Raw genomic sequence first — 15,009 nt, 5'->3', positions numbered from 1 at the left:
CCCATGAAAAATATATTTTACATATTGACCTTACTTGTTTGCACGATGAGTTACGGTCAAGCAAAAAAACCTACGCTTATGATCGTACCCAGCGATGCCTGGTGTGTACAACATGGTTTTACCATGCAATTTGACGATCAAGGAATATTGACCACGATCCCAGATTACAAAGCTGCTTTTCAAAACGACACGAATTTGCTACTTATGATCAGTAAGATCAATGGTCTAATGGCAGAGCGCGGTTTCCCATTAAAAAACATGGAAACGGTGATAAAAACCTTAAATAGTTATGCTGCAGAAGACGCTATGCGATCTTCAAAAGAAACCGGAGCTGAGGTCGCCGAGAGCCCAGTGGATCTTTTAAAATCTACCGCAAAGGCAGATATCATTCTACAGCTCACGTACACGCTTAATCAAAGCGGACCAAAAAAGTCTGTAACCTTTAACCTGCAAGGTCTAGATGCATATTCTAATAAACAGATCGCTACCGCTGCAGGAACTGGCGCTCCGTCATTTTCTGCAGAGTTACCTGTCTTGCTAGAAGAAGCTGCGCTTGCGCATATGGATCCATTTTCAGCATCGCTTCAGGATCACTTTGACGATATGTTTGAAAACGGTAGAGAGATCACCGTGCGCATTAAGCGTTGGGATGACTGGGCAGAAGATCTTGAGAGCGAATTTGGCGGTGATGAACTAGGCTTCATGATAGAAGACTGGATGGCAGACAACACCGTGCAAGGCAGATTCTCAACACTAGATGCAACAGAGAATATGATGATTTTTGAGCAGGTGCGTATCCCGCTTTACTACACGCGCAACGGCAGAGAACGCGCCATGGACACAAGAAGATATATCAAAGAACTTAGCGATTATCTCAATGATGATCTAGGCATAGAAAACAAAATAACCACCAGAGGACTTGGCGAAGCCACTTTGTTTCTGGGTCACAAATAATATATTATGAAAAAGATCAACATTTCGATACTTGTGATTTTTATGGCTTTCGCCGGAAGGCTAACCGCACAAAAGGCCATGGACGATTATGATAGAATTGCTATCACGCCATATGTCTCAGACAGGATCGCAAGTATGCCGCCTAGCGCTGCACATAATCTTGAAGCAAAGCTTACTCAAATTATTGCCAGCAACGGTCTGGGCGCTTCTGACATCTCGACAAGTTCAAGATTTATCATCACGCCAAACGTAGTGATAAGCAATAAACATATCGTCCCAGGAGCACCTCCCAGAGTTGCTGTAACGCTAGATGTTGTTTTCTATGTAGGCGATGGGATCAGTGGGACAAAATTTGGCAGTACCACTGTAACCGCAAAAGGAGTAGGAAGCAATGAAGACAAGGCGTATATCTCTGCTTTTAATCAAATAAGAGCAAATAATTCTTCTATTCAGAAATTGATAGATCGCTCTAAACAAAAGATCTTAGAATATTATGATGATGGTTGTGTTTACATTTTAAAAGATGCTGAGGTGGCTGCCGCCCAAAATAAATACGATTTGGCTTTAGCCTTATTAGGAAACATCCCGCGAATTAACAGAGATTGTTATGACAAGGCGATGAAAGCGATAATTCCTATATACCAGAAAAAAATAAATCGCGACTGCCAAATACTTTTAAATCAAGCCCGTAACGTATGGAATACTGGTCAGGATTATAATGCTGCAGTAAAAGCAATGAATTTTTTGCAACGCGTACAACCAGAAGCCGTCTGTTATAAAGAAGCCACAGAGCTCTCAAATGAAATGGGAACGCGGGTGAGACAACTAGATGATAGAGTTTGGGATCTTACCTTAAGAGTGCAACAGGATGATATTGATCTACAAAAGCAAGCTATAGAAGCTGCTCGTGATGTAGGAGTTGCCAGAGGTAACAATCAGCCCAGCTCAGTTGTCTACAATGTAAGAGACTGGTGGTAGAAAATTTGAATTAGCCAAACAAAAAACCTCCTGCTAGAACAGGAGGTTTTTTATTTTATTCAATTTTTGTTTCGCTACTTAATTGATACCACAAATATCATTGATAAGATAAATAGCCTCATAATCATCTGTCGCAATAAACTCGCTATTATCAGCAGTTAAAGTAACCGAAAGTGGATACGCTATAGTTACGGAAGTTATGGTCTGGTAATTATTCAAAAAATAAGATTGTGCCATTGCCTCACTATCAAAAGTGACTTCATCATCATTTACAATTACTGTAATAGGATAATTGATCGTGAAACAATCACTCACAGCATCTACCACATCTTCATATTCTAGATGATCATAACCACAATTTTCTACAAGGGTGTAAAACTCATCTTCATTAGCTACAGTTTGCACACTTGCATCTGCGCTTAGTTCTACTTCAAATGGATAAGAAATTGAGGTAATATGTGAATCTAAAGACTCATTAAGCAAAAGCTCAATAAGATCTGTGTAGCTCGCGACCTCAACGTCAGCGCTTGTGTTATACCCCAATGTTATGGGATAAACAAAATTAAAACACAGCTCAGAAGTCATTGCTCTTCCTGTTGTGGTTTCTTTTTCTCTAATTTGTTCTAGAGTTGCGCGTAACGAGCTGCTTTGTGTAAGTTGGTTTGCAGCGTCTTGATCAGGTGGTAGAATTAATTCTTCGTTAGAGCAACTTAGCATTGTAAAAATGCTGAGTAGTAGTAAAAGTTTTTTCATAGCAATATTTGATTTGGGATTTTGCTAAGATAACGCTAGTCTGCACATTATCCAAAGTTTAAAACCCAATAGCGGTATTACTATAATCTATTTAACGAAAAAACCTACCTCGATCTAGTAATTATACTTTTTCTCGATTGCATATCGCAGCAGTTCGCCAGCGCCTTGCAGACCTAGTTTTTTGATCATATTCTTTCTATGGGTTTCAACGGTGGTTTTACCTATAAAAAGTTCGTCAGCAATTTCTTGATTGGTTTTACCTAAAGCAACCTTTTTTAAAATTTCTACTTGGCGCTTTGTAAGAATACTTTTTGATTTGTTATCAGACTGCAATTTTTCAGGCGGAGTGATATTCACATCATGAAAAGTCTCGCCAGCAAAAACCGCGTGAACCGCTTTAAGCAATGTATCAAGACTGCTATTTTTTAGAAGATACCCTTTCGCGCCAGCGCTGATCATATCGTTCACTGCTTCATCTTGATCATACATTGTGAATGCGATCACTTTAGTTTCAGGAAAATCTTTAGTAATCATCCTTGTCGCTTCAATACCATCCATCACAGGCATTCTTATGTCGCTAATAACAATATCCGGCTTCTTTTCGCTGACAAGCTCAAGCAACTCTTTACCATTATTTGCGTGGCCCACAAGCGTGATATCATCTTTATATTCAAGATACACACGCATCCCATCTATTAAGGCGTTGTGATCTTCGGCAATGGCTAATTTTATCATAGCACAGGTATATCTATAATTATATTTGTTCCTCTCGCTTGCGCGGAATCTACTGTTACCGTACCGCCCATGTGCTCTACACGTTTTTGAATACTGTGAATTCCCATGCCTTGAGCATCTTTGATCTTTTTAATTTCAAAACCTTTACCATCATCTTCTACCATGATGTTGATGGAGTCGCCATAATGCGTTAAATGAATGATCGCTTCACGGGCATCTGCATGTTTTATCACATTTGTGATCAACTCCTGAATGATCCTAAAAAGAATGATCTCAACAGAATTCTCTAAACGTTCTTCCATCCCATCATCGATCACTTCAATGGTAAGACTATTTGCTAAACTCACTTTATTAGCAAAATTCTTAACAGCTGGCACAAGCCCTTGCTGCGCAGGAACTCCGGCATTTTTTGCATGAGCGATCTGTCTTACTTTTTGGTAGGCTTCTTCAATAAGCGCGTCTGTTTTTTCAACAATATTATGACCATCGTTTATGGCCTTTTCACGTTCATCCTTAAGACCTCTGAAGTGTAACTTGATCGTCGCCAGCAAACTCCCCAGATTATCATGCAGATCATTTGCAATACGCTGTCTTTCTTTTTCTTGACCTGCGATCATTGCGTCAATACTATTAAGCTCTTGCTCTTTTAAGATCTTCTCTTTGCTCTGTTGCTCTAAGATCACCTGTTGTTTTGCAAGCTTCTCAGATTTTTTAATGTTTTTGTAGATCAAAACAGAACCCAGCGAAGCCACAACAAGAATCCCAAAACCTGCCCAAAACATCCACAAAACCTTTTCCTTTTGCCTGGCTACATCTTTCTTGAGGTTAGTGTTCGCTTCAATTCGCTTTTCGGTTTCAAACTCTACATTAAGTCGGTTTGTAAGCAATGTATTATTGCGCAGATCAAAATGATATCCATACGTAAACGCCGTGTTTAGCATTTTATAAGCGCCAGTAAAATCTTCTTTACCACCCAAGGCTAACGACTTATAATAACTCTGGTAAAATTGCGAACGCACCGTATCGCTAACATCCCGGTAAGCAAATGCTTCATCAACTCTTTGCAGCGAGGCGTTATAATTCTCTTCCTGATAATCTAGGTAAGCTAACTTGATCAAACACGCATATTTTACGTGCTTCAAATACGGTTCGTCGTTTATTTCGCTCATGGCGAAAAGGTATGCTTCACGTGCTAATTGTGGTTTTCCGTCTAGATCAAGAGCGAGAGCGCGCTCAAAGAGCAGTTTTTTTCTGATTCCACTTTTCGCCGTAAGGCTATTTAAAACAGCATCTATTTGAACTACAGCTTCAACAAAATCATCTGAAACCTCAACGGGATGTAAAGCTCCTAGAACGATCGTGTAATACAACACCCACGCACGGTCTGCTTTATCGCTGGCTATCGCTGTATATTCTGTAAGGTATTTTTTAAAACTCTCGTCTACCTGAACGATCTCAAAGGTGTAATATTCTAATAATGCTAAAAGGCATCTTTTGCGTAGCGGCTTGTTTTGCAACTTAGCCGAAAGATTATAAGCTGATGTAAAATTCTTAAAAACATCTTTTTTAAAGGGATCATGATAGAGACCATAATACCCTAAACTGAGGTGCGCAATGCTTCTGCTTAGCGTGGTTCCCTCGCCGGTGGAGTTTAATAGTTGGATATCATCAGGACGCTGACCCGCCCAATAAATAATCTCACTTAACGTGGTAAGATTGCCTGCATCAAATGTTGATCTATTTGATACAGGCGTACTTATTTCTTGAAAATTGAAGTTTTTGAGATTTTCAAAAAGCTTATCTTGAAAATCCCTATCAGATTTCTGAGCATTCGCCTGAACGACAAGCAGTATAAAAATGAACAGAATCTTTTTCAATCTAAATCCTGATATATGATGTACTTCTTATGCATCTTTGATTTCCTGGGGCGATAGGATTTGAGGGCAATCCATTTCTTAAAACAACATCTGGGTTATTATCAAAAGCTACTTCATCCTTAGGTCGTCTTAAATAACAATCTCCATCTCGCTTGTAGAACTCAGAATCAAAGAAGCCATGTTTAAAAGGCATATGATTACTATCGCTATCTCTATCATTTAATGGAACCAATTTTCTTTCAAATTTCATAGGCTTACTAGCCGAGAAACTAATACCATTTTTAAAGGTTGCCACTTTTTCAAAATCATCTTTTGATTCTCCCAATCCTTGAACGGTAATCAAGAATTGTTGCTCTGTAGAGTCGTAAACAACTTCTTTAATCCCAATGTTAATAGGTCCTTTGTAATTATGTATTTTGAAGGTCACTAACTCAAAATCTCCACCAACTTTTGTATCAGTAAATTTAAAGCATGCGTATACAGAGAAAAATGTTCCGTAAAGTTGACTGCTATATACTACTTGAAATTTTTTTCGATCTTCTGGCGTTAGGCTCAATGCCAGAAAAAATTCTGTTTCGGTTGACATGGTAATTTGGTTTTTATGTTAGTTAATTTTTAAAATGCACACTTAATTTTTTGGCTTAAGCCAAAGGAAAATAATCGTCATTTACATCTTTCATGTAAACCTACTCACCTTCCAACAACTATTAAATACCCATATCTGGGTAATTTTGGGTTTAACCCAAATCGTAAAATCTCTAAGACTCTGCCGGTAGATCCTTTGTGAATTTACCCACGAGTTTGCCCACCGTAAGACCTTGCACGATAATACTAAACACCACGATGAAATATGTGATCACTAGAAAAAGATCGCGCTCCATTTCTGCCGTCAACGATAATGCAAGCGCAATTGAAATACCGCCGCGTAATCCACCCCAAGTCATTATCAGGTTTGTTTTTGGCACAAAATTGAGCTTCTTTTTAAACAAGCCTACAAGCGGAGCAAGCGCGATATATCTGCATAGTAAAACTGCAGGAATCGCAATAAGACCAACAATTACATACGGTGTTTCAAGATCAAGAACGAGCATTTCCATACCGATCAGCACAAAGAGAATGGTGTTTAACAATATATCCAGTAGCTCCCAGAATTTATCTACATAGGTTTCGGTGATCTCAGACATTGTAGATTGTCGCACGGTGTCATTACCCACAAAAAGACCTGCAGTAACCATCGCCAATGGAGCTGATAAGTGTAGTTTTTGCGCAAGCAAAGTTCCGCCCATTACTGCGGCTAGCGTAATAATAACTTCTACATCATAATCGTCTATAGATTTCATCAATTTATAGGTGATGTAACCCAAGACCAGCCCAAGGAGAATTCCTCCCAGCACTTCCATCCCAAAAAGATGCAAGATCTCTCCTGCGCTTACTTCAGACTCTCCTACTCTAGCGATCTGGAAAAAGGTTAAGAAAACCACTACTCCTACACCGTCATTAAAAAGCGACTCGCCTACGATTTTGGTTTCTAGTTTTTTTGGTGCGCCCACTTTTTTAAGAATTCCGAGGACGGCAATTGGATCTGTAGGAGAAATTAGCGAACCAAAAACAAGACAATAAATGAATTTAACTTCGAGCCCCACAGCTTGCAGAATAAAGAACATAATGCCACCTACAAGAAATGTAGAAAACAAAGTTCCTAATGTCGCAAAGAGCAAAACGGGCCAGCGCTGCACCTTTAATTGTTGAAAGTTTGTATGCAATGCTCCTGCAAAAAGCAGAAAACTAAGCATGCCGTCTAGCAATACTTTTTCAAAATCTATGGCGGTGATAAATTCCTTTTCTGCAGTGAGTAAGGTATCATCAAATTGCGAAATACCAAGAACAGCAAGCGTAACTGCAAGCGTTATTACCATTAAACCTATGGTAGTAGGTAACTTTAAAAATCGAACATTGATATAACCAAATGCCGCTGCAACAACCACAAGAATGGTTGTAATAAGAAAATAATCCATCAAAAAATTATCAAACGTTAGTATTCACCTCGATCCAGTACCCTGCAGGATCCTGAAAATAAATTTGTTTTACACCGTCGCCACGCGTAGTTGGCACGCCTGCTTCCCCATTCCAACTCTCAAAATGCACATTCTTTGCTTTTAAATGCTTCATCAGACCATCCAGATCTGTGGTATTAAAACAACGATGCGTCCCTTTAGGTTGCGGCGACACTTTATCTGCAAGTATAAGATGAATCTGACTACCATCGCCTAATAAAAACCATCTATGTGTCTCTTTCGGGAAACCACTATCTACTATCTCATAAAGCTCCAGCACATTAGCATAAAAATCTGCCGTTTCTTCAAGATTAGTTACGAGATAAGCATCATGCTCCTTTTTAAACCCATATGTGTTTTGGGCTTTCGCCGAAAGGCAAACAAAACTGATCAAAACAGCTACAAATAATGATTTCATACGTTAAATATTAGAAGGAAAAAAGATAAACAAAAAAAGTAAAGTGCAGCAAATATGGGCGATAGGCTTTCGCCAAAAAAATAATTTGAAAAAAAATGAAATAAATTCTTTTTAAAATAAAAAAGCGTCTTATATTTGCACCCGCAATCGCAAAGGGCGCGTAGCTCAGTTGGTTCAGAGCACTTGGTTTACACCCAAGGGGTCAGGGGTTCGAATCCCTTCGCGCCCACAAAGGCTTCCAGAAATGGAGGCCTTTTTTTATAGACATATTTCAATTGAATAATTTCACTCAAACAATTGATAATTAGTTATTTGAATTTAAAAATCAATTAATCCACTGAATATTCTATCACTTTATATCCCATTACACCATCTCGGGAAATCGCTTCAACAACAATGTATTTAATACCAGAGCTGTCGTCATTATAAAAAGACACCTCGGCTGTTCCATCTTTTGTTTCAATTATAGGTTTCCAATAAAGTAAAGACCTATAATCTGGTTTAGTCTCTTTACGCTCTTCTTCGGTTTCATATTTAGGACTATAAAACTCTTGCGACGGCGCGATTCCTTTAAGAACCCCTTGCAAGATGCCTTTTGGTTTTTCAGTTGCATACAGACCTTTACCTGCCTCTGTATAGATCGCGATCACATTACCAGTTGCAGGAATACTCATATAATCTGCCTGCGGATGCACTTCCCGATAGAGCAAACTAAAGTTATTTGCAAAGCGTATGATCTCAACGCTCACAACTTCGCTAGGCGGAATATTTTCAATATTGCCCATAGCATATTCATTCACCGGAATTCCGTCAACAACCACAAGCGTAGAGTCTACGCCCACTTGCGCCCTCATGTAAGATCCTAAATTAGATTGGGCTTCTTCATCTACACCCAGAGGTACCTTCAACGTTTCTCGATTGATCCTTATGTCATCAGGAAAATTAAAAAGCAAAACGCTGTACAAACCATACGACCAATCTTCTTCTGCTGCCTTGATATCTTCACCGCGTATCACAACATCTGCCTCACCATATTCTTCTCTGGTTTTCTTTCTGCCTGGCGTGTCTTTGTAGCTTTCTAACAAAACTTCATCAAGCTCATTTATGCCTTCTGTAAGATTATACGATTCTACTCGTTTTCTGTTTGCTAGTTTTTTAGCAACAAACTGCTGCAAAACAGTATCGAGAACCACTACATTAGGACTGTAATCAAAATCAACCGCCGGTATTTTATACTCGTTGATATCAATATCAAAATCTCGCTTCTTCTCTCCTTTCGCGCTTTGAATCACATATTTTACACGCTGCCCTTCTTCATCATTAAGCAGAAAATCAAACTCGCCATTATCATCGGTTTGTTTCATGTACAAGCCTTTAGACTTCCCAAAGGTCATCATCGTCAGATCTATATTCTCTTTACCTCTGGATGAAAATGCCGCGCTAACTCTTCCCGAAAGGTTTAAAGTCGCTTCTGGAAAATGGGTAATACTGTCTAATATTTCGCCAGGAAAAAGATATTTTCTCCAGCCTTGTGTAAGCATCAGATTGTCCAGATCACCGCCTTTAAGCGTACCGTCAAAATAACTTAGCGGTTGTTCTATCTTGCCTTTTAATTCGCTATCTAGCAAGAAATACGATAACATATTCTCGCCTTTTTCTTGCAAGATCTTGTATTGACTTTCGTCCAAAACCATAACCGAAAGATTCACCCAATCGAGAGAATCCTTTGCTTTAGGTACGTTTAATTTCAGGTTAACCTTGTCTCTTTTCCCATATTCCGAAGCATCTAAAGCAAGATCAATATTCATCAATTGAGCTTTGTCATAATGAAAATGCAAGCGCTCTGCCACCGGATTTCTTTTCGCGTCAAGCAACTTAAAAACTATGATACCATTGGGTAAATTAGCGCTAGGAAGATTTGCGCCAAACTTACCCTCAGCGTTGCTCGTCCCTTTTAATTCAAATAGTTTTTCACCTTTTTTTGAGGCTTCAACAAAAATACTATCGCCCAGATGACCATTAGTTTGTGAACTCACCCACAATCGTGGTCCGACGCCGGTAACCGTAAGACTGTAGCCTTCTTTTAACGCCGCTGGAAGATCATATTTAACCGAATCTAAAGCCGCCTGATCTGTGATTTTTGCATAATATCCAGACTCTTCTGAGGGAATGAACGAAATGTTACCCATGCCGAGTTTGTTGCTCACAAAAGACGTGATCTTCTTATCATTTTTATCAAAGATCTCGCCGCTTATTTCAACACCTCTTCCGGTTTTCCCGATGGCTTTAAAAGCAATTCGATTTATATTTCCTAAGAGCATATTTCCACTCTCAGGAAAAAATTGCAAGTCGATCGCTTCTTCACCGGTCATGATCTCTTTGGTTTCGCTTCTGGCATTTTCGGTTATAAAACTTAGCGCGATATTTTCTGGCTTTCGCCGAAAGGCATACTCTAACAAAAACTGATCATCACGATCGCGTTTTACAATGATCGAATCTTTAAAATTCTCTCCGCGCACATAAACCTTTATCCTGTTCTGATCTGTTGAATCTATCGCAAGCGGATTGAGATTAGCCTTAAGCAGATTTCCTTCTGCGCCCTGATCTATCCACTGCACGTTTGTAATCGTCTCGGCGCGGTCTGTATTAAACGCAGGATAAATTTTGACGTAAGTCTCATAATTAAAGTTCTCCTCAAAATTCTTATTCCAGTTTGTGTAGGCTCTGATGAGATATTTTCCAGGCTTGGTGCGCTCGCTTAGCTGAAAGTAATTTTCGGCAATACCGTATTTAAGTTTGAGATTTTTTGACTGTACGATCTTCTTGTTGTCATCTATAAGCTCAACGTGTAGCAATCCGCTGATGCCAGTGGGAAGATGGTCTAAAGCCTGGATCACGACCGCCTTGAACCAAATGATCTGATCGTTTGTGTAGGACGCGTTATCAAGCTGCAAATAGACCTTTTCTGCAACGCCATTATTGAGTTTTATGTCTCGCTCTTGGCTTTGCGCCGATACGATCACAAACAGCATTGCTGTTAATGCTGTGAGAAAATGTTGGTAGTTTTTTTTCATTAAAAGTATTTTCAATCAGACGTAAAAAAGGCTTCCTAAGCGGAAGCCTTTTTATCATTCTATAATATTTGTGATCTGTTGCCATGGTTTGCCGTCCATGGGATTTTCATTTTGTTGTTTTGCTCCCGGCGTGCTACGACCATCTTCAATACATGACGCCATGAGCTTTTTTAGTTTTGCAGCGATCTTAGGTTCCTGCTCATAAAGATTGTTTTTCTCTTCTGGATCTTCTTCTAGATCATACAGTTGAAATTTTGGTAATTCTTTAATGTTCTTTGCATTGGGTCGTGGCTCGCTCCAACCACCAGATCCCGGACAAAAGATCATTTTCCATTTGCCCTGTCTTAACGCAAAACTGCCATTAAGCGAATGATTCACCGTATATTCTCTTTTATACTTTTTAGTTCCTGGATCTTCTAGAAGCGGTAGCATAGAAAAACTATCTTCAGCTGTATCATCAGCTAAATCCAAACCTAGAATATCAGCGCAAGTTGCCATAAAATCTGTTGTACAAATGGTTTGATCACAAGTTGATCCTGCAGCGACTTTGCTTGGCCATTTTACAATAAATGGCTCACGATGACCGCCCTCAAAAATATCAGCTTTTGTACCTCTAAACCATGCACTAGGATTGTGACCTTTGCTTGTAAGCACCTCATAATTTGCCATGGGCGCACAGCCATTATCGCTGGTAAAAACGATCATGGTATTTTCTTCAAGATCTAGCGCTTTAAGTTTTTCAACTAGCTGGCCGATGTAATGATCTATCTCTAGCACAAAATCTCCATAAGGATTTAGACCACTTTTTCCCTGAAAAGGCGGTGTAGGCATAATAGGTGTATGCGGTGATGGCAACGCGAGATACAAGAAAAAAGGATCTTGAGATTTTGCTTTTTCTTCAATGAAATTAAAAGACTTCTCAAAGAAATGTGGCGTCACATCTTGATGTACAAAATGCGGACTAGTCTGTCCTTTTCTGAAATAAATATACTTATCGATACCTTCAGAATATTTTGTTGGCATTTCTTCAGCCAGACCATTTTCAACATACACGTATGGCGCCATATCTAGCGATGCGGGGATCGCATACATATATTCAAATCCCAGATCCATGGGAGAGTTTTTTATTTTTTTGGAGAAATCCACATTATTAAAATCCTCAGTATTCCAACCGCCGCCCAGAGGTTTTGACTCATCTTTAAGCTGCCAATCCCAGCCCAGATGCCACTTACCTATAAATCCCGTCTCATAACCAGCATCTTTTAACATGCTCGCAACCGTCTCTCTAGAAGTAGGAATTAGCGGTTTTGAAATCCCCGTAAGCACACCAGATTTTAATGGACTTCGCCAATTATATCTACCCGTAATTATGCTGTAACGCGTAGGCGTACAAAGCGCAGAAGCCGTGTGCGCATCTGTAAATTTCATGCCGTCTGCGGCAAGTTGATCCAGATTTACCGTGTTGATTTTTCCTTCGGGATTAAAAGCAGAAACATCGCCATATCCCAGATCATCGGCGAGAATATAAATGATATTCGGTTTTTTATCTTGAAAAGCAAAAGCAGTACAAAAGCTTAAGAAAACGATTGAGAACGTTGCTGTTTTAAGCAACATTTTTAAAGAAGTAATAGCGATAGAGCACATAAATTTATAAGTTGAAAAATTGAGAATTAAACCGCAAAAGAGTAATTTTCAATTAATAAGCGTAAATTATACAATTATTACTAATAACAAAAGTGTTTTCTCTCGCTATATTCAGCGGCGCTCAGCCCGCATAAACAGCTATTTTGGTTAAATTGTACACGCTAAAGAAGAACGCATACTTTATGAAATTTCAACATCTCGCATTACTTTTTTTAGTTTTTGGCTGCAGCCAAAAAGAGAAAAACCAACAACCATTACCAGAAAACGAGAAGTCTCCTGCCGAATATGTGAACCCGATGATAGGCGCGAGCACTAGCGTGGGCGATGCAGGGATTTATCATGGTCTGGGCAAAACATTTCCTGGTGCTGACACGCCTTACGGCATGGTGCAGGTGAGCCCCAATACTATCACCGGCGGCGATAATGGTTCTGGCTATAGCGACGAGCATACAAGTATTGAAGGTTTTGCTTTTACACAAATGAGTGGCGTGGGCTGGTATGGCGATTTAGGGAATTTTCTTGTGATGCCCACCACCGGAAAACTAAAAACAATTTCGGGCAGTTTAGAACATCCTGAAAATGGATATCGCTCACGATATGATAAAGATTCTGAAGTGGCGACTGCCGGTTATTACAAAGCCCTTTTAAGCGATTATAATATCACTGCAGAGGCGACCGCAGCTCCTCACAGCGGAATGTTGCGTTTTACATTTCCGCAGAGCGATACAGCGAGAATTCAGATCGATCTTGCGCGACGCGTAGGCGGAACTTCTACAGAGCAATATATTAAGGTTATTGACAAGCAAACCATTGAAGGCTGGATGAAATGTACGCCAGAAGGTGGCGGCTGGGGAAACGGCGATGGCAAAGCAGATTATACGGTGCACTTTTATGCGCAGTTTAGCAAGCCATTTGCATCGCACGGCGTTTGGTCTGCAGATATTCCTGATGATTGGTCAAGACTGCGAGATGATGTTACTAGCGAGAAATATCAAAACCAGATCGCAAATGCTCAGATTCTAGAAAACGCGAGCAAAAAGCAAGGAAAACATTTAGGTTTCTTTGCAAATTTCAAAACAGAAGATAGCGAGCAAATTCTTTTAAAAGCTGGGATTTCTTTTGTTAGTATGGCTAATGCCAAAGAAAATCTGGAAGCAGAAATAACTGATTTTGATTTTGACGGTATTCACAAAAAAGCAGTTGACCTCTGGAATGATTCTTTAAATGACATCGAAATTAAAGGAGGAACCGAAGACGAAAAAACTATTTTTTACACGGCGCTGTATCACACAAAAATTGACCCAAGGATCTTTCAAGATGTGAATGGTGAGTACATGGGCGGTGACAACGAGCCGCACGTTGCAAGAGGTTTTACAAAGCGTACGATCTTTAGCGGTTGGGATGTTTTTAGAAGTCAGATGCCATTGCAAACGCTTATTAATCCTGCACTTACTAATGATATGATCAATTCTTTGATCTATCTGGCTGAAGAAAAAGACAAAGATTACTTTGAGCGCTGGGAATTACTCAATGCTTACAGCGGCTGTATGTTTGGCAACCCAGCAGTTTCGGTCGTTGCTGATGCTTTCAACAAAGGCATAAGAACATACAATACCACAAAAGCTTATGAACTAGCTAAAGGAAGTGTGAATAAGTTTGGCAATGAAGATCTTGGATATTCTACCGGCGGCATTGGCGTTTCACTAACTCTTGAATATGCATATGCCGACTGGTGTCTTGCGCAATTTGCTAAGAAACTTGGCAGAACCGAAGATGTGAATGAATATCTAGAACGCTCTACCTATTATAAAAATCTCTTTGACAGAGAAAAGAACTGGTTCAGACCTAAGGATGAAAACGGAAACTGGCAACCCTGGCCAGAAGATGGTCGTTTGCAACAAGGCTACGGAACTATGGAAAGCAACTTATATCAGCAAGGTTGGTTTGTTCCTCATGATATTCCTGGCATGGTTGAGTTAATGGGCGGCACAGAAAAAGTAACCGAAGATCTTATCACTTTCTTTGACAAATCGCCAGAAAACATGATGTGGAATAATTACTACAATCATGCAAACGAGCCCGTGCATCACGTTCCGTTTTTGTTTAATCGCCTCAACAAACCTTGGCTTACCCAAAAATATACGCGCATGATCTGTGAGCGAGCATATAAAAATGACGTAGAAGGTCTTGTAGGTAATGAAGATGTAGGGCAAATGTCTGCGTGGTACGTTTTGGCTGCAGCCGGAATACATCCTATTGCGCCTGGTGATTCACGCATGGAGATCACAAGCCCCGTTTTTGGAGAAGTGACGATCAACGCGAATAAAGACAATAAATTCACCATAAAAGCCGTAAACAACAGCCCCGAAAACATCTACATCCAGAGCGCGACACTTAATGACAAAAATTATAACAATTGCTATCTTGACTATCAAGATGTCGTACAAGGCGGCGAACTAGTATTACAAATGGGATCAAAGCCTAACAAAGATTGGGGTGTTTCAAAAACTATCAAACAATAA

General features: G+C 39.7%; 11 protein-coding genes and 1 tRNA gene. 4 read left to right on the top strand and 8 right to left on the bottom strand.

Annotation, left to right across the window (positions count from 1 at the left end):
* The first annotated feature begins 3 nt into the window (after positions 1–3).
* Both ACZ5L8_RS16180 and ACZ5L8_RS16175 read left to right on the top strand, forming a co-directional pair.
* Positions 4–954: a DUF6175 family protein gene (locus ACZ5L8_RS16180; RefSeq protein WP_464438718.1), complete on the top strand. Its 951-nt coding sequence runs from the start codon at positions 4–6 to the stop codon at positions 952–954.
* A 6-nt stretch (positions 955–960) separates the two neighbouring features.
* Complete coding sequence (locus ACZ5L8_RS16175) at positions 961–1,932, top strand: hypothetical protein (RefSeq protein WP_464438716.1); 972 nt, start codon at positions 961–963, stop codon at positions 1,930–1,932.
* Positions 1,933–2,010: 78 nt separating this feature from the next.
* On the opposite strand, the gene ACZ5L8_RS16170 is transcribed toward ACZ5L8_RS16175, so the two are convergent.
* The 6 genes from ACZ5L8_RS16170 to ACZ5L8_RS16145 form a co-directional block, all read right to left on the bottom strand.
* Positions 2,011–2,685: a hypothetical protein gene (locus ACZ5L8_RS16170; protein ID WP_464438715.1), complete on the bottom strand. Its 675-nt coding sequence runs from the start codon at positions 2,683–2,685 to the stop codon at positions 2,011–2,013.
* Positions 2,686–2,799: 114 nt separating this feature from the next.
* Positions 2,800–3,420, bottom strand: a complete 621-nt coding sequence (locus tag ACZ5L8_RS16165) for a response regulator transcription factor (RefSeq protein WP_464438714.1) — start codon at positions 3,418–3,420, stop codon at positions 2,800–2,802.
* Positions 3,417–5,297, bottom strand: a complete 1,881-nt coding sequence (locus ACZ5L8_RS16160; RefSeq protein ID WP_464438712.1) for a sensor histidine kinase — start codon at positions 5,295–5,297, stop codon at positions 3,417–3,419. The genes ACZ5L8_RS16165 and ACZ5L8_RS16160 overlap by 4 nt, the downstream gene beginning before the upstream one ends.
* 1 nt (position 5,298) lies before the next feature.
* Positions 5,299–5,883 (bottom strand): hypothetical protein, encoded by a 585-nt coding sequence (locus ACZ5L8_RS16155; protein ID WP_464438710.1) that lies wholly within the window; start codon positions 5,881–5,883, stop codon positions 5,299–5,301.
* 172 nt (positions 5,884–6,055) lie between these two features.
* Positions 6,056–7,312 carry a cation:proton antiporter gene (locus tag ACZ5L8_RS16150; protein WP_464438709.1) on the bottom strand — a complete coding sequence of 419 codons (1,257 nt, stop codon included), beginning with the start codon at positions 7,310–7,312 and terminating at the stop codon, positions 6,056–6,058.
* Positions 7,313–7,322: 10 nt separating this feature from the next.
* Positions 7,323–7,769 carry a VOC family protein gene (locus tag ACZ5L8_RS16145; protein ID WP_464438708.1) on the bottom strand — a complete coding sequence of 149 codons (447 nt, stop codon included), beginning with the start codon at positions 7,767–7,769 and terminating at the stop codon, positions 7,323–7,325.
* Positions 7,770–7,923: 154 nt separating this feature from the next.
* On the opposite strand from ACZ5L8_RS16145, the gene ACZ5L8_RS16140 reads away from it, so the two are divergent.
* Positions 7,924–7,998: transfer RNA gene (locus tag ACZ5L8_RS16140), tRNA-Val, on the top strand.
* A 100-nt stretch (positions 7,999–8,098) separates the two neighbouring features.
* On the opposite strand, the gene ACZ5L8_RS16135 is transcribed toward ACZ5L8_RS16140, so the two are convergent.
* Positions 8,099–10,843 carry a hypothetical protein gene (locus ACZ5L8_RS16135; RefSeq protein WP_464438707.1) on the bottom strand — a complete coding sequence of 915 codons (2,745 nt, stop codon included), beginning with the start codon at positions 10,841–10,843 and terminating at the stop codon, positions 8,099–8,101.
* Between the two features lie 54 nt (positions 10,844–10,897).
* Positions 10,898–12,457, bottom strand: coding sequence for a sulfatase family protein (locus ACZ5L8_RS16130; protein WP_464438705.1), 1,560 nt, complete (start codon positions 12,455–12,457; stop codon positions 10,898–10,900).
* Positions 12,458–12,669: 212 nt separating this feature from the next.
* Between ACZ5L8_RS16130 and ACZ5L8_RS16125 the strand changes: the two genes are divergently transcribed.
* The gene (locus tag ACZ5L8_RS16125; RefSeq protein ID WP_464438704.1) at positions 12,670–15,009 is read left to right on the top strand and encodes a GH92 family glycosyl hydrolase; all 2,340 of its coding nucleotides are present in this window, start codon (positions 12,670–12,672) and stop codon (positions 15,007–15,009) included.

Source organism: Leeuwenhoekiella obamensis, from assembly GCF_055391795.1.
Note: the sequence above shows the minus strand (reverse complement) of the source record. Positions and strands in the feature narration are given on the sequence as shown.

What these genes read in the sequence shown, in the direction of transcription:
- ACZ5L8_RS16180 (WP_464438718.1), top strand. Translation starts at nt 4, where the DNA reads ATGAAAAATATATTTTACATATTGACCTTACTTGTTTGCACGATGAGT.
- ACZ5L8_RS16175 (WP_464438716.1), top strand. Translation starts at nt 961, where the DNA reads ATGAAAAAGATCAACATTTCGATACTTGTGATTTTTATGGCTTTCGCC.
- ACZ5L8_RS16170 (WP_464438715.1), bottom strand. Translation starts at nt 2,685, where the DNA reads ATGAAAAAACTTTTACTACTACTCAGCATTTTTACAATGCTAAGTTGC.
- ACZ5L8_RS16165 (WP_464438714.1), bottom strand. Translation starts at nt 3,420, where the DNA reads ATGATAAAATTAGCCATTGCCGAAGATCACAACGCCTTAATAGATGGG.
- ACZ5L8_RS16155 (WP_464438710.1), bottom strand. Translation starts at nt 5,883, where the DNA reads ATGTCAACCGAAACAGAATTTTTTCTGGCATTGAGCCTAACGCCAGAA.
- ACZ5L8_RS16150 (WP_464438709.1), bottom strand. Translation starts at nt 7,312, where the DNA reads ATGGATTATTTTCTTATTACAACCATTCTTGTGGTTGTTGCAGCGGCA.
- ACZ5L8_RS16145 (WP_464438708.1), bottom strand. Translation starts at nt 7,769, where the DNA reads ATGAAATCATTATTTGTAGCTGTTTTGATCAGTTTTGTTTGCCTTTCG.
- ACZ5L8_RS16135 (WP_464438707.1), bottom strand. Translation starts at nt 10,843, where the DNA reads ATGAAAAAAAACTACCAACATTTTCTCACAGCATTAACAGCAATGCTG.
- ACZ5L8_RS16130 (WP_464438705.1), bottom strand. Translation starts at nt 12,457, where the DNA reads ATGTTGCTTAAAACAGCAACGTTCTCAATCGTTTTCTTAAGCTTTTGT.
- ACZ5L8_RS16125 (WP_464438704.1), top strand. Translation starts at nt 12,670, where the DNA reads ATGAAATTTCAACATCTCGCATTACTTTTTTTAGTTTTTGGCTGCAGC.